General features: G+C 64.2%; 21 protein-coding genes. 6 read left to right on the top strand and 15 right to left on the bottom strand.

The features are described from left to right. Positions 1-147: 147 nt before the first annotated feature. Positions 148-1,002, bottom strand: a complete 855-nt coding sequence (gene truA / locus JFC13_RS09475) for a tRNA pseudouridine(38-40) synthase TruA (RefSeq protein WP_198396849.1) — start codon at positions 1,000-1,002, stop codon at positions 148-150. Continuing rightward, on the bottom strand, positions 999-1,682 hold the full coding sequence (locus tag JFC13_RS09470) for a LemA family protein (protein WP_198396848.1): 684 nt from the start codon (positions 1,680-1,682) through the stop codon (positions 999-1,001). Before JFC13_RS09470 ends, truA begins: the two co-directional genes overlap by 4 nt. A gap of 249 nt (positions 1,683-1,931) precedes the next feature. On the opposite strand from JFC13_RS09470, the gene JFC13_RS09465 reads away from it, so the two are divergent. Then, complete coding sequence (locus JFC13_RS09465; RefSeq protein WP_332839378.1) at positions 1,932-3,113, top strand: glycosyltransferase family 4 protein; 1,182 nt, start codon at positions 1,932-1,934, stop codon at positions 3,111-3,113. Between the two features lie 182 nt (positions 3,114-3,295). Here the strand turns inward: JFC13_RS09465 and JFC13_RS09460 are convergent, their stop codons facing one another. From JFC13_RS09460 to JFC13_RS09420, 9 genes are all read right to left on the bottom strand, one after another. Then, positions 3,296-3,859: a cysteine hydrolase family protein gene (locus JFC13_RS09460; RefSeq protein ID WP_198396847.1), complete on the bottom strand. Its 564-nt coding sequence runs from the start codon at positions 3,857-3,859 to the stop codon at positions 3,296-3,298. Positions 3,860-3,996: 137 nt separating this feature from the next. Next, the gene (locus tag JFC13_RS09455) at positions 3,997-4,653 is read right to left on the bottom strand and encodes an energy-coupling factor transporter transmembrane component T family protein (protein ID WP_232488445.1); all 657 of its coding nucleotides are present in this window, start codon (positions 4,651-4,653) and stop codon (positions 3,997-3,999) included. Further along, positions 4,650-5,420 carry an energy-coupling factor ABC transporter ATP-binding protein gene (locus JFC13_RS09450; protein WP_198396846.1) on the bottom strand — a complete coding sequence of 257 codons (771 nt, stop codon included), beginning with the start codon at positions 5,418-5,420 and terminating at the stop codon, positions 4,650-4,652. The genes JFC13_RS09455 and JFC13_RS09450 overlap by 4 nt, the downstream gene beginning before the upstream one ends. Then, complete coding sequence (locus JFC13_RS09445) at positions 5,417-6,145, bottom strand: biotin transporter BioY (protein WP_198396845.1); 729 nt, start codon at positions 6,143-6,145, stop codon at positions 5,417-5,419. The genes JFC13_RS09450 and JFC13_RS09445 overlap by 4 nt, the downstream gene beginning before the upstream one ends. 93 nt (positions 6,146-6,238) lie before the next feature. Then, positions 6,239-7,819: a glutamine-hydrolyzing GMP synthase gene (gene guaA, locus JFC13_RS09440; protein WP_198396844.1), complete on the bottom strand. Its 1,581-nt coding sequence runs from the start codon at positions 7,817-7,819 to the stop codon at positions 6,239-6,241. Between the two features lie 44 nt (positions 7,820-7,863). After that, on the bottom strand, positions 7,864-8,301 hold the full coding sequence (locus JFC13_RS09435; protein WP_198396843.1) for a DUF3817 domain-containing protein: 438 nt from the start codon (positions 8,299-8,301) through the stop codon (positions 7,864-7,866). A gap of 2 nt (positions 8,302-8,303) precedes the next feature. Continuing rightward, on the bottom strand, positions 8,304-9,410 hold the full coding sequence (locus JFC13_RS09430) for an SURF1 family protein (RefSeq protein WP_232488444.1): 1,107 nt from the start codon (positions 9,408-9,410) through the stop codon (positions 8,304-8,306). Continuing rightward, on the bottom strand, positions 9,370-10,503 hold the full coding sequence (locus tag JFC13_RS09425; RefSeq protein ID WP_198396842.1) for a GuaB3 family IMP dehydrogenase-related protein: 1,134 nt from the start codon (positions 10,501-10,503) through the stop codon (positions 9,370-9,372). The genes JFC13_RS09430 and JFC13_RS09425 overlap by 41 nt, the downstream gene beginning before the upstream one ends. An 83-nt stretch (positions 10,504-10,586) precedes the next feature. Then, positions 10,587-11,489 (bottom strand): LysR family transcriptional regulator, encoded by a 903-nt coding sequence (locus JFC13_RS09420; RefSeq protein ID WP_198396841.1) that lies wholly within the window; start codon positions 11,487-11,489, stop codon positions 10,587-10,589. A gap of 226 nt (positions 11,490-11,715) precedes the next feature. On the opposite strand from JFC13_RS09420, the gene JFC13_RS09415 reads away from it, so the two are divergent. Then, entirely contained in the window at positions 11,716-12,486 is a 771-nt protein-coding gene (locus tag JFC13_RS09415) for a LysE family translocator (RefSeq protein WP_198396840.1), read from the top strand. 132 nt (positions 12,487-12,618) lie between these two features. Here the strand turns inward: JFC13_RS09415 and JFC13_RS09410 are convergent, their stop codons facing one another. From JFC13_RS09410 to panB, 3 genes are all read right to left on the bottom strand, one after another. Then, positions 12,619-14,121: a mechanosensitive ion channel gene (locus tag JFC13_RS09410; RefSeq protein WP_232488443.1), complete on the bottom strand. Its 1,503-nt coding sequence runs from the start codon at positions 14,119-14,121 to the stop codon at positions 12,619-12,621. Positions 14,122-14,445: 324 nt separating this feature from the next. Beyond that, entirely contained in the window at positions 14,446-15,312 is an 867-nt protein-coding gene (gene panC, locus JFC13_RS09405; protein ID WP_198397095.1) for a pantoate--beta-alanine ligase, read from the bottom strand. Further along, positions 15,312-16,172: a 3-methyl-2-oxobutanoate hydroxymethyltransferase gene (gene panB / locus JFC13_RS09400; protein WP_232488442.1), complete on the bottom strand. Its 861-nt coding sequence runs from the start codon at positions 16,170-16,172 to the stop codon at positions 15,312-15,314. The genes panC and panB overlap by 1 nt, the downstream gene beginning before the upstream one ends. A 396-nt stretch (positions 16,173-16,568) precedes the next feature. Here panB and nadA point away from each other — a divergent pair, with 396 nt between their 5' ends. The 4 genes from nadA to JFC13_RS09380 are packed head-to-tail and all read left to right on the top strand — an operon-like array spanning position 16,569 to position 21,648. Next, positions 16,569-17,852 (top strand): quinolinate synthase NadA, encoded by a 1,284-nt coding sequence (gene nadA / locus JFC13_RS09395; RefSeq protein WP_198396838.1) that lies wholly within the window; start codon positions 16,569-16,571, stop codon positions 17,850-17,852. 7 nt (positions 17,853-17,859) lie between these two features. Continuing rightward, positions 17,860-19,515 (top strand): L-aspartate oxidase, encoded by a 1,656-nt coding sequence (gene nadB / locus JFC13_RS09390; protein ID WP_198396837.1) that lies wholly within the window; start codon positions 17,860-17,862, stop codon positions 19,513-19,515. After that, the gene (gene nadC / locus JFC13_RS09385; protein ID WP_198396836.1) at positions 19,509-20,393 is read left to right on the top strand and encodes a carboxylating nicotinate-nucleotide diphosphorylase; all 885 of its coding nucleotides are present in this window, start codon (positions 19,509-19,511) and stop codon (positions 20,391-20,393) included. The genes nadB and nadC overlap by 7 nt, the downstream gene beginning before the upstream one ends. Position 20,394: 1 nt before the next feature. Further along, a complete protein-coding gene (locus tag JFC13_RS09380; protein ID WP_198396835.1) occupies positions 20,395-21,648 on the top strand; it encodes a cysteine desulfurase family protein in 1,254 nt (417 codons plus the stop codon). Positions 21,649-21,679: 31 nt separating this feature from the next. Here JFC13_RS09380 and JFC13_RS09375 read toward each other — a convergent pair. Beyond that, positions 21,680-22,272, bottom strand: a 593-nt coding sequence (locus tag JFC13_RS09375; protein WP_198396834.1) for an HNH endonuclease signature motif containing protein, incomplete at its 5' end; no start/stop codon positions are given.

Below are 22,272 nucleotides of genomic sequence, written 5' to 3'. Positions count from 1 at the left end.
GCCGAAGAGAACGGGGAGTTACCTACATGTGAATGTACACAGGCTTTTCACATCTGGGAAGAGGGATTCTCTCAAAAAGATGACAAGGCACCCAGCCGACGTTGATCACATGCAGAGCATGAGGGGCCACATACTGAGCATGAGGCGCTAATCCTGAGTGCGACGCGCCATCGTCTGGGCCGCGCGGGAGGCATAGAATTCTGCCTCGGGATACCCCACTCCGGTGAGGACGAGCCCGTGTGCAGGCGTGACGAACATCGGCGTATCGGGTTCGATGCCGGCGTCCGCCTCGGCGAGGAGTTCGGCGGGACGAGTCACCGGCCAAGTGCCGGATCCGACCTTGATCAGCCCGCCCACCAGGGCACGGACCATGTGGTGGCAGAACGCATCGGCACGCAGATCGATCGTGATGACCGCTTCCTGATCCCGGGAGACGTCGAGCTCATGAAGGGTGCGGATGGTCGTCGCACCTGCCCGGGGCTTACAGAAGGGAAGGAAGTCGTGCAGGCCCTGGGCCTCTCGCGCGGCCTCCGCCATCGCCTCGGCGTCGAGTTCGCCCTTGTGCCGCAGCGTCACGGGGGTCAGCAGCGGGTCAATGAAGGACCGACGGTCGGCGAGTCTGTACTGATAGGTCCGCCACAGTGCGGAGAACCGGGCATCGAAGTCCCCCGACACCTCGGATACGGCATGGATGATGATGTCATCGGTGTCATCGACCGTGAGGACACCGCGCAGACGCGACAGCAGAGCCGCCTCGGCGGACCGGGAGGCCTTGCCGATGAGCTTCTCGATGCCTGCTGCGGGCAGGTCGATGTGGACGGTCTGTCGTCTCGCGTGGACGCCCGCGTCGGTGCGTCCGGCAACGACGGTGGCCACCTCATCGCCGGTGATCCGCGACAGCCCAGCCTCGAGCGATGCCTGTACGGTACGCAGGCCGGGTTGCTTCGCCCAGCCGTGGAAGTCGGTGCCGCGGTAGCCGAGGTCGATGCGGAACCGCGTCATGATCCGGCTGGCCGCGTGTGGTCCCGGGCTCCAGACTGTTCTTCAGACTCCGCCTCGGTGAACGACTGCTCAGGCTCCGCCTCGGCGGAGGGACCCTCAGGTCGGGCTTCGGTGAAGGGTTCGCGGGACTTGAACACATTCTGGAACATCCGCGACACGGCTCGTTCGCGCTGACGGTGGTAGAGATCGACATTCGCGTTGTAGATGCGGGCCCCAGACCGGATGCGTTCGGTCAGCACGTTCAGCTGGCCGTGCAGAAGCGCGATCGTTGTGTCGAGCTCTTCACGGGGGCCCGTCTGCATCGCCAGGGCCGAATCAGAGGCGCTGGCTCTGTCGCTGACCTGGCTGGGAATCTGTGCCGCATCGTCGACGGCTCGGGTCAGCGCGCGCTCCGCGGCCGCACCGCGAGGGCCGAACGGTGCACGCTCGGCCGAGGCGAGCGCAAGCTCGACAGTGCTGAGATCTCGTGTGGTGACCTGCTGCAGGGTCCCGATGTAGGCGGGCACAAGGGCGTGCCGACCGCGGAGTTCGACCAGCAGCTGGCGTTTGGCCTCATCGCAGAGTGAGCGGGCCATCGACAGCTGGTTGAACCTCAATAAGGTGAGGGCCAGTGCGAGGACGACGAGGGCGAGGACGCATACCCCGACGACGAACCAGACCAATCTCGCCTCCCCTCTCATTCGCATTCCCGACACTTAAGTTTACTCGGGGTTCAGACCCGTCGCGAACCAGCCGCCGGCTGGTCACCGGAATCCCCACTGTTTTTGCATCACCCCTGATCGTGCGCATCGGCAGCCCCGATCGAGCGGCGGCAGATCCAACCGTGAGCGACTCCGGATCCGAACGTGCGCGGCGATTTCGGCCTTTGGTCGCCGGAGAGACGCCTCGATGTCGCCCGTCCTTCACCCTGAGGGCGTGAACTGAGTTCTGTGAGAGTAGCGATCATTGCAGAGTCCTTCCTCCCCAACATGAATGGGGTCACCCACTCACTCCTCCGCGTCCTCGACCATCTGGCCGACCGCGGCGATGACGTCCTCATCATCGCACCGGGCACGCGCCGCGACGGACCCAAGGAGGTCGCCGGAGCCCGCATCATCCGTGTTCCATCGATCGCCCTGCCGAAATACCGTCGGGTCCGTGTGGCTCCCGGCGGGGTCAGCCGCATCAAACGACTGCTGGAGAACTTCAACCCCGACGTCGTCCACCTGGCCAGCCCCTTCGTGCTCGGCTGGCGTGGCGTCCTGGCCGCTCAGAGCCTCGATCTGCCGACGGTGGCGATCTATCAGACCGAGGTGCCTGCCTATGCCGCGCGGTACGGCATGCACGGTATCGAGGCCATGCTGTGGTCGCATGTGCGCAATATCCATCAGCACGCCTCCCTGACTCTGGTCCCATCGAGCTACACCCTCGATCAGCTGTCCGGACTCGGAGTCGCCGAGGTGGATCTGTGGGCACGCGGTGTCGATTCCTCCCGTTTCGACCCCAGTCACCGATCAGAGGCCTGGCGGCGCTTCGTGGCACCGGATGGTGAGAAGATCATCGGCTACGTCGGTCGACTCGCGGCCGAGAAGCAGGTTGAGGATCTGGCCGTTCTGGACGACGTGCCCGACTCGAAGCTCGTCATCGTCGGCGACGGACCGTGGCGGGCTCGGCTCGAACGCTCACTGCCGAATGCGCACTTCGCTGGTTTCCTGGGCGGCGATGCCCTGGCCCAGGCGGTGGCGAGCTTCGATGTCATGGTCGCCCCCGGCGAGCTCGAGACCTTCTGCCAGACCATCCAGGAGGCCATGGCCTCCGAGGTGCCCGTCATCGCCCCCGCCCGAGGCGGCCCGCTGGATCTCGTCGACTCCTCCCACACGGGGTGGCTCTACACTCCGAAGGATCTGAGCGCGATGCGCGGGCATGTCACGGACCTCCTCGGCGATGAGGCGAAGCGTCGGGCGTTCGGTGTCGCCGGACGTCATCAGGTGCTCAGCCGCAGCTGGAAGAGCGTGTGCTCACAGCTCATCGGCCACTATTCGCGGGCGATCGAGAACCCGCACCCGCAGGTTCTGGGCCGCGGCTTCACCGTGCAGACAGGTGCCGATGTCGAGGATCCCTCAAGCTTCTGAGACCCGATCAGCGTCGAGCGCACACCTTGGCGTCGACAGCCCACGCTATAACGTGACCGCTCGATGCTGAGGTGTGCTCTCGATGCTGAGGTGTGCTCTCGATGATCACGGCAACCTGAGGGTGCTGGCGGCAAGCTCGCGATCTGGCCCAGGACAGCGTTTCAGGTGTGCGCAGTCCGGTTTCAGGCGTGCGCAGTCCATTCGTCGACGGTGAGTACCGTGGCCTGCTTGGGAAAGACCTTCTCCGTGAGCACTCGGTGCACCCCTTCATCTCGATCGGCACAGGCGTCGGAGAGCACCGTCAGGCGGAAGTCGAGATCTGCGGCTTGCCGGATGGTTGAGAGGACGACTCCGCTCGTGGCGACGCCGGTGAGGATGAGTGTGTCGGCACCGTAGCCGCGCAGGAGCACCTCGAGGTCGCTGCCGGTGAAGGCACTGATGCGACGCTTCGTCACGATCGGCTCGCCCTCGTGTCGGCCCAGAGTGTCGTGGATGCTCGTCGAGGCATGGGTCTGGTCGAGATCCCCGTGGGCGGCGATCTGGACGAACGATGCGGTCTCCGCGAGCTCCGGATGCCCTTCCCGCAGTGCCACGCGCACCCAGACGACAGGGATGCCCTTCTCCCTGGCAGCAGCGACGGCGTCGCGTGCGCGTTCGAGGACACCGGTCTTGGTGAAGGCCTCATCACCGGCGATGCCGTTCTGAAAGTCCATTGCGAGCAGGACGGGGCGATGGTTCGCAGCCATTGTGTGTCTCCTTCGCGGATCTTCGCGGCAGTCGAAATGCGATCCGACTGCCCTCCTCCGCCGAGGGATACTCTTCGTCAGGTCAGCTGTCCGAGGATGTTCGGTGGATGACCTTCAAGCACCCGCTCCAGTGGAGTTCAGTCCACGATTCCGCGAGCGTCGAGTGCCCGGCCGGTGTCCTGGGCGTATTTCACCGAGCGGAGGATCGCGGGGACCACTCTGGCCTTGATGCTCGAGTCGAGGCCGCGGGCTCGGGCAGCACGGTCAGCCTCTCCCAGCAGTCCGGAGATATGGGAGATGGCGCGGACCATGAGGCTTGCGGTCAGGGCGATCGCGTCAGGACTGGCGCCGAGGAATCGCAGCGGTGAGACGATCACGGTGAAGGTGTCGAGCAGCTGCGCCACGGTTGTGGTCAATGTCAGCAGCAGCGCGGCCTGCACACAGGCGAAGACGGTGCCGCCGACGGTGAGGCCCGCGTGCATCGATCCGAAGAAGTACTGCATGGCCACCACGATGATGATCAGCACTGCCGCATAGATCCAGGTCTTGAGGAAGTGGTGCAATCTCAGCCTGGCAGTGAAGCCGAGGATCACGAGCACGGCGAACATCGACCAGTTGATGACCGGGTCGCGGAAGACCAGTGCGACGACTCCGATCAGGGCGATGACAGCAAGCTTCACCCCTGGAGCGGTTCTGTGCAGCCAACCGGGAGTGTGCGCAACCTTCCCGAACAGCTGCGGTCGTGGCCGAATGCCGGCACGGGACCGACTGCCCGCCCGGAACCGGCTGCTCATGAGGAGTCACTCATGATCAGCTCACGGTACATTCGGGTCGCTTCGACGGGGTTCGAGTCGTGGACGATGCGGCCGGAATCGACGACCAGGGCACGGTCGGCCAGCCCAGCGAAGTCGAGGTCGTGGGTCGAGAAGATCACGCGCACGCCTCGGCTGGCGACAAGGTCTGCGAGGAGTTTGCGCAGCTTCTCCTTGTTGCGCAGGTCCAGCAGCGTGGTGGGTTCGTCGAGGACCAGGATCTGCGGGTCGACAGCCAGAACGGCGGCCAGAGCCACGAGCTGCCGCTGTCCGCCGGAGAGCTCGTAGACACTGCGTTCAGCCAGGTCAGCGATGCCCAGTTCCTCGAGCACGGCCAGGGCAGCAGCGCGGCGTTCCGCCTTCGGGACGCGTTTGCGCAGGGAGAGTTCGATATCTTCGAGCGGGGTCGGCATGACGAGCTGCGCGGCAGGGTCGGTGAAGACGAAGCCCACCCGCGAGCGGACCTGCTTCGCCTCCTCAACCGGATCGAATCCGTCGATGAGAACTCGGCCGGAGTCGGCTGTGACCAGCCCGTTGAACAGCTGCAGCAGCGTGGACTTCCCGGACCCATTGGCGCCGATGATCGCGACCGTCGGCTCGTCCAGAGTGACGTTCACGTCGGTCAGTATCGGGCGGTAGACGTCTCCGGTCGGGGTGTCGTCGAAAACTCCGACCGAGACCTCGGAGAACGAGATCTGCTCCCCCGCCGGTACTGCGGACTCGGGATCTTGTCTGCGTCCGAAGATCACTGTGCCGCGGTGCCTTCGGCTGCACCCTCAACGCTGGTTCCTTCGGAGCCAGCACCCGCGGAGCCAGTACCCGCAGTGCGCGCGGTCGGCACCGACGTCGGGCCACCTCGGCGGCGGAGGACATCGGGGAATGCCCGGTGGATGAGGATCGCGACGGACACGGCGAGGACGTTCTTGATGATGTCGCCGGGCCAGTAGACAAGGTCGGCGACGGCGGCGACACCCAGGGGCAGGTCGGCGTTGATCGACATCCCGAGGATACCCAGCGGGTGGTTGAGCAGCAGGCTCGAGCCGAGTGCCCCGAGGAACAGCGCGACCCACAGCTTCGTTCCGCGGAAGCGGCGAATCGCCCAGCGGGCGACGAAGCCGCTGGCCAGTGCGTAGAGCGTGAACGAGGTGATGTAGCCCGCGCTGGGACCGGCGAGCACGCCGATGCCGCCGCTCATACCGGAGAAGATCGGCAGACCGAGCAGGCCGAGGACGACGTAGAGCAGGACGGCCGCTCCACCGCGCCACGGTCCCAGCACCAGGCCGCAGAGGGCGATGGCGAAGGTCTGCAGGGTGATCGGCACACCGGCCGGGCCCACTGGCACCGGCGGCATGATCGCAAATGCCGCCAGCAGAGCGGCGAAGACCGCGATCAGGGCGATATCGCCGGCTCTGCCGGCAGAGTTCCTTCGCGAGCCCCTCGCCGAGGAGGTGGTGCCGGTGTGCGCTTGTGACATGAGTTCTCCGATGGTGAGGTGGCACCCGAGACTTATTCGGGCACCACCTACCTTAACTGAACGCTGTTCAGGAGTTGTAGTCGGGGAACAGAATCATTCCCATTCGATGGTGCCCGGAGGCTTGGAGGTGACGTCGAGGACGACCCTGTTGATGTCGTCGACCTCGTTCGTGATGCGGTTGGAGATGACCGAGAGGACGTCGTAGGGAACCCGTGTCCAGTCCGCGGTCATCGCGTCTTCGCTGGAGACCGGGCGCAGCACGACCGGGTGGCCATAGGTACGTCCGTCGCCCTGGACTCCCACGGAGCGAACGTCGGCGAGGAGGACGACCGGGCACTGCCAGATCTCTCCGTCGAGGCCGGCCTTGGTCAGCTCTTCGCGGGCGATGGCATCGGCACGGCGCAGGATCGCCAGGCGGTCCTCCGTGACCTCGCCGATGATGCGGATTCCCAGCCCGGGGCCGGGGAACGGCTGGCGGGAGACGATGGCATCCGGGACTCCGAGCTCACGGCCGATGGCGCGGACCTCATCCTTGAACAGGGCGCGCAGGGGTTCGATGAGTTCGAAGGTGATGTCATCGGGCAGCCCGCCCACATTGTGGTGGCTCTTGATGTTCGCAGTCCCGGATCCGCCACCGGATTCGACGACGTCGGGGTAGAGCGTGCCCTGGACCAGGAAGCCGATCTCTTCGCCTTCGTCCTTGGCCTCGAGGACGAGGTCGGCTGCGGCCTGCTCGAAGGTGCGGATGAACTCGCGGCCGATGATCTTGCGCTTAGTCTCCGGATCGGTGACGCCGGCGAGTTCGGAGAGGAACTGCTCACGCGCGTCGATGGTGACCAGACGGACGCCGATCGAGTTCACGTAGTCGTTCTCAACCTGTTCGCGTTCGTTCTCACGCAGGAGACCGTGGTCGACGAAGACGCAGGTGAGCTGGTCGCCGATGGCCTCGTGAACCAGTGCCGCCGCCACGGAGGAGTCGACTCCGCCTGAGAGGGCGCAGATGACCTTCTTCGAACCGGCGCGCTGCCGGATCAGTTCGATCTGCTCGTCGATGACCGAAGCATTGGTCCAGTCGGCGGTGAGACCGGCGACATCGAACAGGAAGTTCTCGAGGATCTGCTGTCCGTACTCGGAGTGGAGGACCTCGGGGTGCCACTGCACACCGGCGAACTTGCGTGCCGCACACTCGAAGGCGGCGACCGGGGTGTCCGGGGTCGATGCGAGCACATCGAAATCAGCAGGCGCCTCGGCGACGGAATCTCCGTGAGACATCCAGACCTTGTAGCTGTTCGGGGTCTGGGCCAGAAGCGAACCGGTGCTGGAGACCGTGACCGGGGTCGAACCGTACTCGCGCTTGTCAGTCTTGGCCACCCGTCCGCCGAGGGTGGTCGACATCAGCTGGAAGCCGTAGCAGATGCCCATGGTGGGCACGCCCAGATCGAAGACAGCGGTGTCGAATCCGGGGGCGCCCTCGTCGTTGACGCTCGAGGGTCCGCCCGAGAGCACGATGGCGATCGGATTCTTGGCCGCGAACTCCGCGGCCGGTGCGTCATGGGCGATGATCTCGGAATACAGTCCTGCCTCGCGGATCCGTCGGGCGATGAGCTGCGCATACTGCGCACCGAAATCGACCACGAGGACAGGAGGCACCTGTGTGCTCTGGGTTTGCGTCATGACCCAATTCTAAACACCGGGCACCGAGTGCCCAACTACTGGCCTCAGCTCTTGGGAGCGACCACCACGGCCGCTGCCAGCTCGGCCTCGACCTGGCGGTTGATTCTGCGTTCGAGGATGAACGACATCACCGGAACCACGCCGGCCAGGGCCAAGACGATGTAGCGGCCCAGTGTCCAACGCATCTGCTGGTTGAGCCAGAAGCAGCCGATGAGGTAGACGACGTAGCACCAGCCGTGGCAGATCGCGATCGCGGCGGCCAGGTTGAAGCCGCCGAAGTTCAGAGCCGTCGAGGGATCAGCGGCGATGAGGTACTTGTAGATCATCTCGACGGTGAGGATGAGGAGCATCGTTCCCGTGATGATGGCCATCACGCGATAGAACTTCAGCGCGTTGCGCGCCGAGGTGAAGCGCTTGACACTCCACACATCGCCGTCGTCGAAGTCGGGGCGGGAATCCAGGGACTCGGGTTCTTCGCTCACGCTCAGTTTCCTCCGGTCGGGGTGGTGTTGGTCGAATTGGCATTGGTATGGGTCGAGCCGTCGTCGGTCGAGTCGTCGCTGCCGCCTGCTTCGGGTCTGTTGCCTGCTGCGGGTCTGTTGCCTGCTTCGGGTCTGCCGCGACGACGGCGAGGCTTCTTCGCTCCATGCCTGTGGGCGGGAAGGCCGGTCAGCCCCGACATCACTTCGGGATCGATCGAGGCCTGGCCTGCGGACTTGACGACAACATACTCGACTCGGTTTGTCGGATCCTGAGAATCAGGGTCGCTGCCGAGCCGGCGGCGCACGAAGTCATCGCGCAGAAGCTGCCACCACATATACAGGGCCATGACGGCGAAGATGAGCCATTCGATCGCATAGCCGGCGGACTGCAGATCGAATCCGCCCTCCTCCCGCGTCGTCGTCGGCGGCACGAAGGACAAACCGTCGGTCGCGATGGAAGCGGCGTCCCCGCCGGCGTCTTCGGGGATGAGGAAGCCCGAATAGGTCAGAAGGTCGGGGAACAGGTTGATCAGCTGTGACGTCGAGACGCTGCGCACCTGCCCCTCGGGCAGCGAGTTGCCGGGCATCGGGCCCTCAACGGGGCCGATCTGTGCCTTCATCTCGACTGGGCCCTCTGCCGCACGGGACTCCATGGCGGTTTTCTCATCGGTGGTGAAGCCGCGCAGTACGGGGATCGCAATGGTTTTGTCAGAGGCATCGGCGCCGACCGAATCGCCGAGGCGGGCATCATCGGGAGCGAACATCGTCACAACCCAGTAGCCGCTGTCCCCATCGAGCACGCGCCCGGGGACGACGACCTGATCGTCCGGGAGCCAGTGTCCGGACAGGCTCACCCGCTGATCGGCCAGGATTCCCGGCATCGGGGCCTGGGCCTCCATGACATCATTGAACGGCACGATCTCTTCGACATTCGCCGAATCGACGGCATCGTTCTTGTGCTGAGCCCGGTCGACCTGCCATGCGGAGAGTCCGACGAAGCAGGTGACCAGGATGAGCACGAAGAGCAGGGACCCCAACCACTTGGGGGTCAGCGCCAGGCGGAACAGATCACACCACCGATCCAGGCTGATAGGGCGAGACGGTGACATCCACGCGCTGGAATTCCTTCAGATCGACATAGCCTGTGGTCGCGAGAGCACGCCGCAGGGCACCGGCGAGGTTGAGTTCGCCGATGGCGGTGCGTCCGGGTCCGAACAGAACCTGTTCGAGACTGCCCACGGTTCCCAGCTCCACCCGGTGCCCGCGGGGAAGTTCAGGGTGATGCGCCTCGGCGCCCCAATGCATTCCGCGGCCCGGAGCCTCGGTCGACCGGGCCAGCGCAGTGCCGAGCATGACAGCGTCGGCCCCCACGCCGAAGGCCTTGACGATCTCACCGCTGGTGCCCAGTCCGCCATCAGCGATGACGTGGACGTAGCGACCGCCGGATTCATCCATGTAGTCACGCCGAGCGGCGTGGACATCTGCGATCGCGGTGGCCATCGGCGCGTGGAGGCCGAGGGTCTTGCGTGTCGTCGCCGCCGCTCCCCCGCCGAAGCCGACGAGGACACCGGCGGCACCGGTGCGCATGAGATGCAGTGCCGCCGTGTAGGTGGCGGCGCCGCCGACGATGACTGGCACGTCGAGCTCGTAGATGAACTGCTTGAGGTTGAGCGGCTCGGACTGCGAGGACACGTGCTCGGCAGAGACCGTGGTGCCGCGGATGACGAAGATGTCGACACCGGCGTCGATGACGGTCTTGTAGAACTGCTGAGTCCGCTGTGGTGTCAGGGCACCGGCGACGGTGACTCCTGCTTCGCGGATCTGTTCGAGTCGAGAGGTGATGAGTTCTGCCTGGATGGGTGCGGAGTAGAGCTCCTGCATCCGTGCGGTCGCCATCTCGGCCGGCAGCTGGGCGATTTCGGCCAGCAGCGGAGCGGGATCCTCATAGCGGGTCCACAGACCTTCGAGGTCGAGAACGCCCAGGCCACCGTGCTTGCCCAGGGCGATCACGGTCTCCGGGGACATGGCGGAGTCCATGGGGGCACCGATGAATGGGAGGTCGAACTTGTAGGCGTCGATCTGCCAGTCCAGCGACACGTCCTCGGGATCTCTGGTGCGCCGAGCAGGGATGACGGCGATATCGTCGAGTGAATAGCCGCGACGACCGCGCTTGCCTTTGCCGATTTCGATTTCAGAACTCACCCGAACAGCCTATCCCACCGCCCTGACGCCGAAGACTCAGCTCACTATGAGGAACGGTGCGTCTCCCTGGGCAGTACGGCCTCTCAGCGGGCCAGGTAGTCAGCCACAACTGCCTCGGTGGCGGTGACGAAGGACCGCACGTGCGGAAGGTGCGCTTCGCGTTCGCGCACATGCATGACGACGCGGCGCACGGGCGTGGGATCGGTGAGGCCCACGGCTCTCAGACCAGGTCGCAGCTGGGCAGACGACAGACGCGGCAGGACGGTGATGGCCAGGTTCGAGGCGACGAGGGCCAGCGCGGCGAACTCGTCCTCCGAGGCGGCGAAGGTCCGGGGTTCGAATCCGGCCGCGGCGCAGGCGAGGTCGACGACCTTGCTCGTCGGACCGGCCCACAGGTCGTAGTCGACCCACCGTTGGTCTTCGAGGTCTTTGAATGGGATGGATTCGAGGCTCGCGAACCGGTGCCTGTCCGAGACCACGACCCGGTAGTCGTCGTCGAAGAGGACCGTGCGCATCATTCCGGGCAGGTGGACCTCGTCATCCTGTGGAACTTCGCTGCGGATCTCGATCGTGCAGTGGCTGCGGCGAACCTTGGCCGGTTCATTGAGCTGTATGTCGAAGCGCATGTCCGGATGTTCGAGTGCGACCGGTTCGATGATCCCCGGCAGCAGCCCGGCGTTGAAGGAGGTGAATGCCGCGATGCGCATTCGGGGCCGATTCACGGTGCGGAAGCTCTCAACCACGGTGTCGAGCCTGTTCAGACCTGTGAAGACGTCCGCAGATTCCTCGGCCAGTCGTTTACCGAGATCCGTGATCTCGATGCCGCGCCCAGACCTGCGATAGAGGGGAACTCCGACGGCCTTCTGCAGGGTGGTGATGTGCTGGCTGACCGTGGCCGATGTGTAGTTGAGACTCCTCGCGGCGTCGACGACGGAGCCTGTAGCGACGACGGCCCGCCAGATGCGCAGTCGGTTGAGATCCCACATGTCCTCAGACTAGTCGATGATCGTTCGGTCATCCCGAATGGTCGTTAGCAAATGATTGCTTTTTCCAACCTGTTCTCTCGGGGTGACCTGCGGCAGACTTGAGGAAGAGCCCTTCGCGTCCGGGTCTGAGCGATTCGTGCGCAGCATCTCGGGCCGTCATCGTGCAGCGTCGCATTTTCCACTCCGACCAGGTCACCTGCCTGGTCGCTGTCCTTGAAGGAGCACCATGACCGGAGCCGAGCTCATCACCATCGCCGGAGCTGCGACCGTCCTTGCCGTGACCCCCGGCCCGGAGACGATCCTCACCGTTCGTCTCTCAGCCCTGCGCCGCAAGGCAGGTCTGATCTATTCGCTCGGCTCCGCGACCGGCATGACGGTCTGGATGATCGCAGCGCTGACCGGAATCTCCGCGCTGCTCACAACCTTCCCCTCTGCACTGCTGGTCCTCAAAGTCGTCGGCGGGCTCTACCTGTGCCTGCTCGGCGTGCTGGCTGCCCGGCAGGCCCTGCGGATCCGCACCGAACTGCGTGGAACACCCCCGCGCGGACAGGTCAGCGAGATCGTGGCGGCCACCGATGACCTCGGCGAGCTTGAGGCCGCCGAGGTGGGCGCCGAGGTGGAGGCCGGCTCCCCTGCTGATGCGATCGCCGGCTCCGGGGTCGGCACTGAACCCGGTGCGAAAAAGTCGTGGGGACAACTGCGGTCGGTCATCTCGTATCGTCGGGGCCTGTTCTCTTCATTGAGCAACCCGAAGGCGGGACTGTTCTTCCTCGCCGTCATGCCGACCCTGGTGCCGTCCTCCGCCGCCGGCGTCGACTACCTGCTGCTCATCTCGGTCGTGATCGGGTTGATGCTGGCCTACCAGATTCTTCTCGCCTTCATCGCCGGCATGGCAGCTGCCGCCCTCCAGAGGAGGAGCACCGACTTCTACATCGAAGCGGTCTCCGCCGCTGTCCTCGTAGTCATGGGCATCGCCGTCATCGCCATCCCCGTGTAGCGCCGAGCGACGCCGAGGCGGGCGCAACGAAGGCGAACGTATTGCAGGCGAACGTATTGCAGGCGAAACTGAAGCCGAAGAAGGTGCGGGCCGGGAATAGTCCCCGGCCCGCACCTTCTTCATGTCATCTGGTCAGCTGGCAGGCGGTACGGGACCGCTGCCACCGGGACCACCGAGTGGACCGTCGTCTCCGGCGCTGGCTCCGCCGTGCCCGACGGTTCCGGCTGAACCGTGTCCTGCGGTTCCGGCTCCACCGTGTCCGGTGCCGCCGACTCCGCCGGTTCCGATTCCGCTGTTTCCACTGCCGGCGGTGTTGGCGCTGCCGGAATGGCGATCGGCTCCACCGTCATTGTCGACAGCGGCTTCGACATCGACCTTGTCGAGCATCTTCGCCGCGGCATCGCGACCGCCCAAGCCGAAGGCGAGTGCAGCAGCGGCCGCACCGCCGATGACCACAGCACCGAAGGCCAGGTTGATGATCGAATCGGCCAGTCCCATGTAACGCAGACCCATCGCGATGAAGAGTGCGATGGCCGAGTAACGCAGAACCTTGCTCGCAAGAGAGTTCGTGATGAACTTCCCGATCAGGCCCGCAACCAAGAAGCCCGCAGCGATAATCGCAGCGCCGAAGAGGACGCTGCCGCCGAGGTCGAGGATCTCGTTGAGGATGTTCGTGATCTCGGGGAACCCGAGCATCCGAGTCGCCATGATCGCAAAGAAGATCATGATGGCCACCTGGACGATCTTGGTGATCACGCTCGAGGCGCTGGTGCCCTCGGGAGCGATTCCGAGAGAGCTGACAGCACGATCTGTGCCGACTCCACGCAAGAGCTCTTCGAGCAGGTTGCCGAGGAACTTCGCGATGACTCCGCCGATGGCCAGCAGGATGCCGGCGGCGATGATGGCAGGAATGGCGTTGAGGAAGAGTTCCAACATCTGCTGTGCCGGCTGTGAGATGGCCGCGATGCCCAGGACCTGGAGTGCCGAAATCGACACCACGATGATGATGATTCCGAAGACGAGGTTGCCCGCGAGCGACGAGATCTTGGCATTCGCCTCGGCGTTCGGGTTTCCGGCACCCTGCTGCGGCTGACCGGGCTGACCCTGATGAGGCTGGTCGTAGGCGGCCTGCTGAGCATTGATGTTGTTGTGCTGCGGTTCGGCCCCCGTCGATGCACCGACGATTCCTGTGGCGCGGTCTCCCAGCGAGCTGAACTTCGATGTCAGCTTGGTGAGGTCGACGGCGTTGAGCGCAGTCTGGACCAGCTGCTTGGCGATCTTCGCAAAGACGAATCCGATGAAGAAGATGACCCCGGCACCGATGATGTTCGGCAGGAAGCCGAAGATTCCGTCGAGCAGACCCTGCAGCGGCGTGAGCACCTGGTCGAGGTTGAACAGCTGCAGAACGGCGATGAGGCCGAGCAGCCAGATGATCAGGCTCCCGATCTGCCCGATCGATTTTCCGATCTGCTGCCCATCATTGCCGTCACGCTGCAATGCCGGGACCTTCGCCACCAGTTTTCCGATCGCCCATTTGACGATCGATGCAATTATCCATGTAACGATAAGAATGAGTATCGCCAGTCCCACTTTCGCAAGAACCGACCACAAGTCCGACATTTGCATTTCCGTCATCTCCTTCGGCTGAGGCGAATGATCACTCGAATTCGTCGCGAATGAACACTCTTATTTTCACTGTTGCTGATGTGGAGTCTATTCACATCAGACTCTCAGAACAAGGGCGGATGACTGCTTAAAGCCGATTAATGACGCGATCAATAAAGTCACTCAAACCCATCCACATGGGCATTTCAGCATCTTAACAATTCTTATATATTCAGATCACAATTCGGCATCGAAGCGATGACATGATCGAAATATCCCAATCCGAAACAGAGAATTCGAGGAATGCCGCAAAGAGAATCCCTCAATCTTCCAAAAGGTGAAGCACTCGCGAATTCATGGAGAACTGACGAATTCGAGTGGCACATTGTCGATGAGATGCGTTCCCCCGACCGTCGCGGATACGAGCAGCAGCGCCTGCCCACGGAAGTCGGATGCACAGGGCTGAAAAGTTCGCGCATCGACAAGGCTGAGATAGCCGAGCGTGAGGTCACGGCGATCGGAGGCGGGGTCGAGCACCAACTTCGCCGCGCTCTCGACGACCGTTGGAGGCTCATCGCTCGGAGACCAGTCGGCTGCCGCCTGGGCCGCGGCGTCCAGGGCGCGAGGAATCGCCAATGCAGCCGCTCGATCCGCCGGTGCCAGATATTCGTTGCGGCTCGACATCGCCAGTCCGTCTGCGTCGCGGACGACTGGCAAACCAATCAACTCGATGTCGAAGTTGAGGTCGGCGATCAGGCGTTTGACCAGGCAGAACTGCTGGATGTCTTTGAGGCCGAACACCGTCGAGTCCGGTGCCGTCAGGGTGAAGAGCTTGGCCACGACGGTGAGGACTCCGTCGAAATGCCCGGGCCTCGCTTCGCCTTCGTACACCGCACCCATCCGCCCGGAGGACACGGTGACCTCGGGCGCAGACGGATACATCTCCCCCAGCGCCGGCGCGAAGACGAAATCCACTCCGGCGGCCTCGCAGACTTCCAAGTCTGCTTCGAAGGGCCGCGGGTATTGGAAGAAGTCCTCGTCGGTACCGAACTGCAGCGGGTTGACGAAGATGCTGGCCACCACCGAATCACCCGATGCTCGGGCCCTGTCCATCAGCGCCTGATGACCAGAATGCAGGGCACCCATCGTCGGCACCAGCGACACGGTGCCCGACTGCCGTTTCCGCCAGGTACGCAGGGCCTGGATTCCACCGATCTCCATCACTGGAAACTCCGCTCGGGCTCGGGGAAATCGCCGCTCTTGACCTCATCGACATAGCGACCGACAGCATCGGAGAGCACCGAATGCAGGTCGGCATACCGTTTGACGAACCGTGGCGCCTTGCCCGTGCGCAGACCCGCCATATCCTGCCAGACGAGCACCTGGGCATCGCAGTCGGCACCGGCGCCGATCCCCACGGTCGGAATCGCCATCTCCGCCGTCACCTGGGCAGCCAACCCGGCTGGAACCATCTCCATGACCACGGAAAATGCCCCAGCCTCGGCGACGGCACGAGCATCGGCCAGCAGCGCATCACCGGCATCCCCACGACCCTGGACCTTGTACCCGCCGAGGTTGTGCTCGGCTTGAGGCGTGAATCCGATGTGTGCCATCACCGGTATGCCGGCGGTCGTGATCGCCTTGATCCTCGAGGCCACGGCCACTCCCCCTTCGAGCTTGACCGCGTGGACGCCGGCTTCCTTCATGAACCGCACTGCCGTCGCGGCCGCCTGCTCATCGGAGATCTCATAGCTGCCGAATGGCAGGTCCGCGACGATCAACGCCCGCGAGGTCGCACCGGAGACCGCTCGTGCCAGTGGAATGAGCTCATCGACGGTGACGGGCAGCGTGGTCTCGTGGCCGTAGACATTGTTCGCCGCGGAGTCTCCGATCAGCAGCGCCTCGACTCCGGCCTGCTCGAACAGCGCGGCCGTGTACTGGTCATAGCTGGTCAGCATCGCCCAGCGGCGGCCTTCGGCCTTGGCCTTGATGAGGTCGAGAGTCCGCACTCGCCGAGGTGGGGCCGCGGATGCACCGGCAGCTGCAGTCTGGCTGGGACCGCCCCCGTAAGGCGGAGTCATCTCGGGCTGGTCGGACGTGGAGTTTTCAGGCCGTGTTGGAGCGGAACTCTCGGGCTCTGCCGGTGCGGAACTCTCGGGACGATCTGGTGTCGGATTCTGGGGCAGGGGCATGGGCATCCTCTTCGGTCGGCCTTCGTCTGGGTGGCTGCGCATCGTCAGCGCCGCGTAGGCGCAAGTCGGCGGCAAGCTGTGGCGCCGGCCGAATCACGCGGGTTCACGTTCGGGTCGACTCGGATTGCGAGCCAGTTTCCAGACTAGATCATCGACCCTGGTCCACCGCACGGTGGTGTTTTACATTACGAGCATTGATGATTAAGCTCAAATCTGCGCAAAACTTTTTCAGGGGCGCGCAGCTCCATTCCATGGGAGCACCGCTCCACTCTGCGAAGGACGATGATGACCACAACAGCTTCGATCGAGCTCACCCTCAAAGACATCTCCGCGAAGGGTGCGAACGACGATATGTGTTCAACCGACCTCATCGATGCCCCGTGGGACGTCGATGTCAAGCCCGGATACGGGCCCGGCGCTTCGATGGACGATCCGATTCCCGTCGCAGCCCCACGCCAGGGTGAGATCCCCGCCGAGTACAGGGATGCCTCGGCGGAGGAGCTCAATGAGCGGATCATCCGGGCCAAGGAGAAGCTCGGCGACCGGGTCGTCATCCTCGGCCACCACTACCAGCGGGTCGAGGTCGTCGAGCATGCGGACTACATCGGCGACTCGTTCATGCTTGCCAAGGCTGCCCAGAATCATCCCGAGGCTGAGGCGATCGTCTTCTGCGGCGTGCACTTCATGGCCGAGACCGCCGATCTGCTCTCCACACCTGAGCAGTCGGTCATCCTGCCCAACCTCGCTGCGGGTTGCTCGATGGCCGATATGGCCGACATCGACCAGGTCGAGGACTGCTGGGAGCAGCTGACCGAATTGCTGGGCGAGGAGCCCGATTCGGAGGGCAAGGCTCCCGTCATCCCGGTGACCTACATGAATTCCTCGGCCGCAATCAAAGGATTCTGCGGCCGCAACGGTGGCATCGTGTGCACCTCCTCCAACGCCGAGGTGGTCCTTGAGTGGGCGTTCGAGCGCGGCCAGCGCGTGCTGTTCTTCCCCGACCAGCACCTGGGCCGCAACACCGCTCTGAACATGGGCATCGACATTGAGGCCATGCCGCTGTGGAACCCAGCGCGGCCTCTGGGCAACAACTCCCCCGACACGATCGAGGACTCGAAGGTCATCCTGTGGCAGGGGTTCTGTTCGGTGCACAAGCGCTTCACCCCCGCGCAGATCGCCAAGGCACGCGTCGATCACCCCGATGTGCGCGTCATCGTCCACCCCGAATGCCCACAGGAGACCGTGGCCGCGGCCGATGAATCCGGATCCACCGCCTACATCACGAAGGCCATCGCCGAGGCGACCGAACCGACCACATTCGCCATCGGCACCGAGATCAACCTCGTCCAACGTTTGGCAGCCGAACATCCCGAGCACACGATCTTCTGCCTCGATCCTGTCGTGTGCCCGTGCTCGACGATGTATCGGATCCACCCCGGCTACATTGCCTGGGTCCTTGAGTCCCTGATCGACGGCCAGGTGATCAACCAGATCTCCGTCGACGCCGAGGTGGCCGATCCTGCTCGGGTGTCTCTTGAGCGAATGCTCGCCGCGAAGCCCCGGATCTGAGCGACTCATGGCTCACATCGTCATCATCGGCTCCGGGATCGCGGGACTGACCGCCGCCCTGCGACTGGCAGATGGACATGACGTCACCGTCGTGACCAAAGACGGTCTGGGCGAGTCGAATACGGCCATGGCTCAAGGCGGGATCGCCGGAGTCCTCGCTGCCGAGGACAGCGTCGAGTCGCACATCGACGACACCCTGATCGCCGGCGCCGGACTCAGTGATGAGGCCGCCGTTCGCGTGCTGTGCACCGAGGGCCCCGACCGAATCCTCGAACTCGCCGCCGCCGGTGTCGACTTCGACACGGATGTCTCCGGGCGCTGGGCCAGGGGCATGGAGGGTGCGCATTCCGTGGCGCGCATCTTCCATTCCGGCGGCGATGCCACCGGTCGTGCGATCACCGGTGCCCTGGTCAAGGCCACCCGCGCCGAGGCGGCCGCTGGGAGAATCGCTGTGCGTGAGCATTCGATGCTCGTCGACATCGTGACCGGCGAAGGCCGCTGCGGGTCCACCGCGAATGGCCGCGCGGTCGATGCCGTCGCTTCTGAGAGGGCCACCGGCGTCAGCCTGTTCCAGGACGGTGCGCTCGAAATGTTGGCTGCCGATGCGGTGGTGTTGGCAACGGGTGGCGCTGGGCAGCTCTTCGCACACACGACGAATCCGCTGGCTGCGACCGGTGACGGTCTGGCCGCTGCGATCCGTGCCGGTGCTGACATTGCCGACCTGGAGTTCTTTCAATTCCACCCGACTGCGCTTGCCGGCGCGGGGTTCCTCATCTCCGAGGCGGTCCGCGGTGCCGGTGCCGTGCTTCTCGACGCACACGGTCACCGCTTCATACCCGACATCGATCCCCGAGCTGAGCTCGCACCACGTGATGTCGTGGCCCTGGCGATCCACCGGACGATGGCGGCACAGAACGGGGCGTTCTGCCACCTCGATGCCAGAGCCATCCCCGAGGTGACCGCTCGTTTCCCGTCCATCACACGCGGTCTTGCAGCCCACGGACTCGACCTCGCCACCGACCTCATCCCCGTCACTCCGGCGGCTCACTACTTCATGGGCGGTATCGCCACCGCCCTGGACGGCCGAACCTCGGTCGACAGACTCTTCGCAGTCGGTGAAGTCGCCTGCACCGGTGTGCACGGCGCCAACCGTCTGGCGTCGAATTCTCTGCTCGAAGGTGCGGTGTTCGGAGTCCGCGCGGCTGAGGCGATTGCGGCGGACGTTACGCAATCGATGGAGCCGATGCCGGATTTCAGAGGAGAACTCGGCGATGCTGCTTGTGCCTCCATGTCTATGTCGCGGGACGAGCTGAGGGATCTCGCGTGGAACCACCTCGGCGTGGAACGAAACGAAACAGGACTGCGGGCACTGCTCGACCGCCTCGACGAGGGTGGCCCGTTCTTGACGGATCGTGAGGGAGGCCGGTCCTCGACAGACCACGAGGGAGGCCCGTCGGTGACTGATCGTGAGGGACTCGAGACCGCGAATCTCACTCTCATCGCGCGCCACATTGCGACTCATGCCCTCGCCCGACAGGAGAGCCGAGGTGCCCACACCCGCACCGACTTCCCTGTGTCCAGCACACTGCCGACGCAGCAACAGCCGGCATCCGTTGAACCCCTTCCCACCACTTCCCTGCTTCAGGAGGCCGCCTCATGCTGAGCGCCACAACCATCGACTCTGCACTCCGGCGTGCTCTCGACGAGGACGCACCGTGGGGCGACATCACCGGTGAGACGTTTATCCCGGCCACTGCCTTGGCGACGGCGAAGCTGAGCGCACGCGAGGCCGGAGTCCTTGCTGGAATCGATGTATTCGCTCGTGCCTTCACCCTTGTCGACCCGAGCGTCGATGTGGATCTCACCAGCATCGATGGAGATGCCTTCGCAGCTGGCGACACATTGGCTACGGTTTCGGGGCCGGCACGTGCGGTTCTGCGAGCCGAGCGGATCGCACTGAACTTCTGCCAGCGCATGAGCGGAATCGCGACGCAGACCAGGGCCTTCGTCGATGCGGCATCGTCGAATACCGTAGGCGCGAACACGGACGGTCGAGGTGTGCGCATCGTCGACACCCGCAAGACCACGCCCGGACTACGGGCCTTCGAAAAGCACGCGGTGGTCTGCGGTGGTGGGCACAACCACCGGTTCGGGCTCTCTGAAGCGGTCATGGTCAAGGACAACCACCTCGCTGTTCTCGCTGGTGAGAACGCCGATGTCAGTGCCGCGATCCGGTCGGCTCGGGCTCAGTTGTCACACACGACGACGATCGAGGTCGAGGTCGATCGTCTCGAGCAGATCCATGCGGTGCTCGACGGCGGTGCCGACATCATCATGCTCGACAACTTCACCTTGACCGATCTGCGTGCAGGAGTCGAGCTCATCGCCGGACGTGCGATCGTTGAGGCCAGCGGCAACGTCACCATCGAAACCGTCGCAGACATCGCCGACACCGGGGTCGACGTCATCTCCTCGGGTGCGCTGACGCACAGTGTCCGTGCGATCGATCTGGGCCTCGACCTGATTCTGGACGCAGGCTGATATGGCGCTCGAATCGCCCCTCGATAACGGCGGTGTTCCGCTCTACCTCGACACCGCCTCGGCGGCACCCGTGCGCAGGGAGGCACTCGAGGCGGCCTGGCCATATCTGACCGGTGCGTTCGGCAACCCGTCGAGCCACCACGAGGTCGGCCGTACCTCGGCAGACGCGCTCAAGGACGCGCGTCGACGGGTGGCGAAGGTGCTCGGCATGCGCAGCACCGACATCATCTTCACCAGCGGCGGCACCGAATCCGACAATCTTGCGATCATCGGTATCGCTCTCGGGGCTGGGGCCGATGGCGACGCTGGCTTCGGTGGCGTTGCTGACTCCGGTGGCGTTGCTGGCTTCGGTGCGGGGTCGGTTGGTCGGCCAGCTCGGCGCCATATCGTGACCTCTGCCCTTGAACATGAGGCGGTGCTCGCCGCGGCGGACTTCCTGGTTCGTCGGCACGGGTTCGAGATCACGGAGGTGCCCGTCAGCCCCGATGGCACGATCACGGTCGAGGCACTTGGTTCGGCTCTGCGCGAGGACACGCTCCTGGTCAGTCTGGGGTACGCGAACAACGAGATCGGCACGGTCGCCGATATTGCAGTCCTCGCCAGGGTTGCTCACGATGCCGGCGCGTTCTTCCACACCGATGCTGTGCAGGCTGCGGGATGGCTCCCGTTGGGTGGACTCGGCGTCGACGCCATGAGCCTGGCCGGGCACAAGGTCGGTGCGCCGAAGGGAATCGGGGTCGCTGCGATTCGTGCACGTATCCCTCTCGAACCCCTCATCCACGGCGGTGGTCAAGAGTCCGGGCGTCGGTCGGGAACAGAGAACGTTGCCCTCGCCGTTGCCTTTGCCACCGCGTTGGAACTCGCCGAGGCGGAGCGGACCGAAGCCACCGGCCGTGTCCAGGCCATCCGGGATGATTTCATCGCCGAGGTTCTGGCCACGGTTCCCGGGGCGTTCCTCACAGGCAGTGAGTCGCTGCGCACTCCGAATCACGCCTCGTTCTGTTTCTCAGGTACAAGCGGCGAGGCCGTGCTGCTCGAGCTTGAACGCCTGGGCGTCACAGCCTCGAGCGGCTCAGCCTGCGCCGTCGGCTCGGATGAGCCATCGCATGTGCTCACCGCGTTGGGCATCGACGATGATCTCGCCAAGACCAGTGTGCGCTTCACCTTCCCAGCAGACTTCAACGCCGAAGAGGGCCTTCGAGCAGCGCATGCCGTATCTGCGGCGGTGAAGAATTTGGCACTCAGCTACACCTGAGCAGCCTGAGTGGCTTGAGCAACCTGAAGAGTCACTCGTTGAAGAGTGTGTCGATGACGTCTTGAGCTACGAACCTCGCATGCAATACCGGTCGCCGGGCCGGATCCATCGATGCCGGGGGCACCCACGCAGGCCTGCCGTCTTTGAGCATCACTGTCTCCCACTCCGACCTATCCAAAAGATGGTGATGGGCAGAACAACTCAACATCATATTATTGACATCGGTCTTACCGTCTTGTGCCCACTCGACAATATGGTGGGCATCGCACCACCCCGGCGGAGCATCACACCCGGGGAACGTACACCCCTGATCACGAGCTGTGAGAACCGCGATCTGCTTGGCATTCGCGAACCGATTCTCCGTGACCACCTGCATCGTCTTCGCCTTGTCAGAGATGAGGTCGAAGAACACTGCCCCGTTCAATCCGTGACGAACCAGCTCACTGATCGGGACCGGATTCTCAGTCCCCGCCACCCCAGCACCGGTACCGTTGGCGAGGTCTTCAGCCTTGGCCGTGACCACCAGAGCGTAGGGCGAGCCTTGACCGGTCCGCGTCATATCGATCCGACCAATGAGAGTCGCGAAGCGTTCGTAGATCCACTCCTGGGCAGACAGTCGCTGAC

The organism is Brevibacterium antiquum, assembly GCF_016107655.1.
GTDB lineage: Bacteria > Actinomycetota > Actinomycetes > Actinomycetales > Brevibacteriaceae > Brevibacterium > Brevibacterium antiquum.
This window is presented reverse-complemented; position numbering and strand designations above follow the sequence as displayed.

Bases quoted from the DNA above. Each gene is read 5' to 3' on its own strand.
- truA (WP_198396849.1), bottom strand. From the start codon at position 1,002: ATGACGCGGTTCCGCATCGACCTCGGCTACCGCGGCACCGACTTCCAC.
- JFC13_RS09470 (WP_198396848.1), bottom strand. From the start codon at position 1,682: ATGAGAGGGGAGGCGAGATTGGTCTGGTTCGTCGTCGGGGTATGCGTC.
- JFC13_RS09460 (WP_198396847.1), bottom strand. From the start codon at position 3,859: ATGGCTGCGAACCATCGCCCCGTCCTGCTCGCAATGGACTTTCAGAAC.
- JFC13_RS09455 (WP_232488445.1), bottom strand. From the start codon at position 4,653: ATGAGCAGCCGGTTCCGGGCGGGCAGTCGGTCCCGTGCCGGCATTCGG.
- JFC13_RS09445 (WP_198396845.1), bottom strand. From the start codon at position 6,145: ATGTCACAAGCGCACACCGGCACCACCTCCTCGGCGAGGGGCTCGCGA.
- guaA (WP_198396844.1), bottom strand. From the start codon at position 7,819: ATGACGCAAACCCAGAGCACACAGGTGCCTCCTGTCCTCGTGGTCGAT.
- JFC13_RS09430 (WP_232488444.1), bottom strand. From the start codon at position 9,410: ATGTCACCGTCTCGCCCTATCAGCCTGGATCGGTGGTGTGATCTGTTC.
- JFC13_RS09420 (WP_198396841.1), bottom strand. From the start codon at position 11,489: ATGTGGGATCTCAACCGACTGCGCATCTGGCGGGCCGTCGTCGCTACA.
- JFC13_RS09415 (WP_198396840.1), top strand. From the start codon at position 11,716: ATGACCGGAGCCGAGCTCATCACCATCGCCGGAGCTGCGACCGTCCTT.
- JFC13_RS09410 (WP_232488443.1), bottom strand. From the start codon at position 14,121: ATGACGGAAATGCAAATGTCGGACTTGTGGTCGGTTCTTGCGAAAGTG.
- panC (WP_198397095.1), bottom strand. From the start codon at position 15,312: ATGGAGATCGGTGGAATCCAGGCCCTGCGTACCTGGCGGAAACGGCAG.
- panB (WP_232488442.1), bottom strand. From the start codon at position 16,172: ATGACTCCGCCTTACGGGGGCGGTCCCAGCCAGACTGCAGCTGCCGGT.
- nadA (WP_198396838.1), top strand. From the start codon at position 16,569: ATGACCACAACAGCTTCGATCGAGCTCACCCTCAAAGACATCTCCGCG.
- nadB (WP_198396837.1), top strand. From the start codon at position 17,860: ATGGCTCACATCGTCATCATCGGCTCCGGGATCGCGGGACTGACCGCC.
- nadC (WP_198396836.1), top strand. From the start codon at position 19,509: ATGCTGAGCGCCACAACCATCGACTCTGCACTCCGGCGTGCTCTCGAC.
- JFC13_RS09380 (WP_198396835.1), top strand. From the start codon at position 20,395: ATGGCGCTCGAATCGCCCCTCGATAACGGCGGTGTTCCGCTCTACCTC.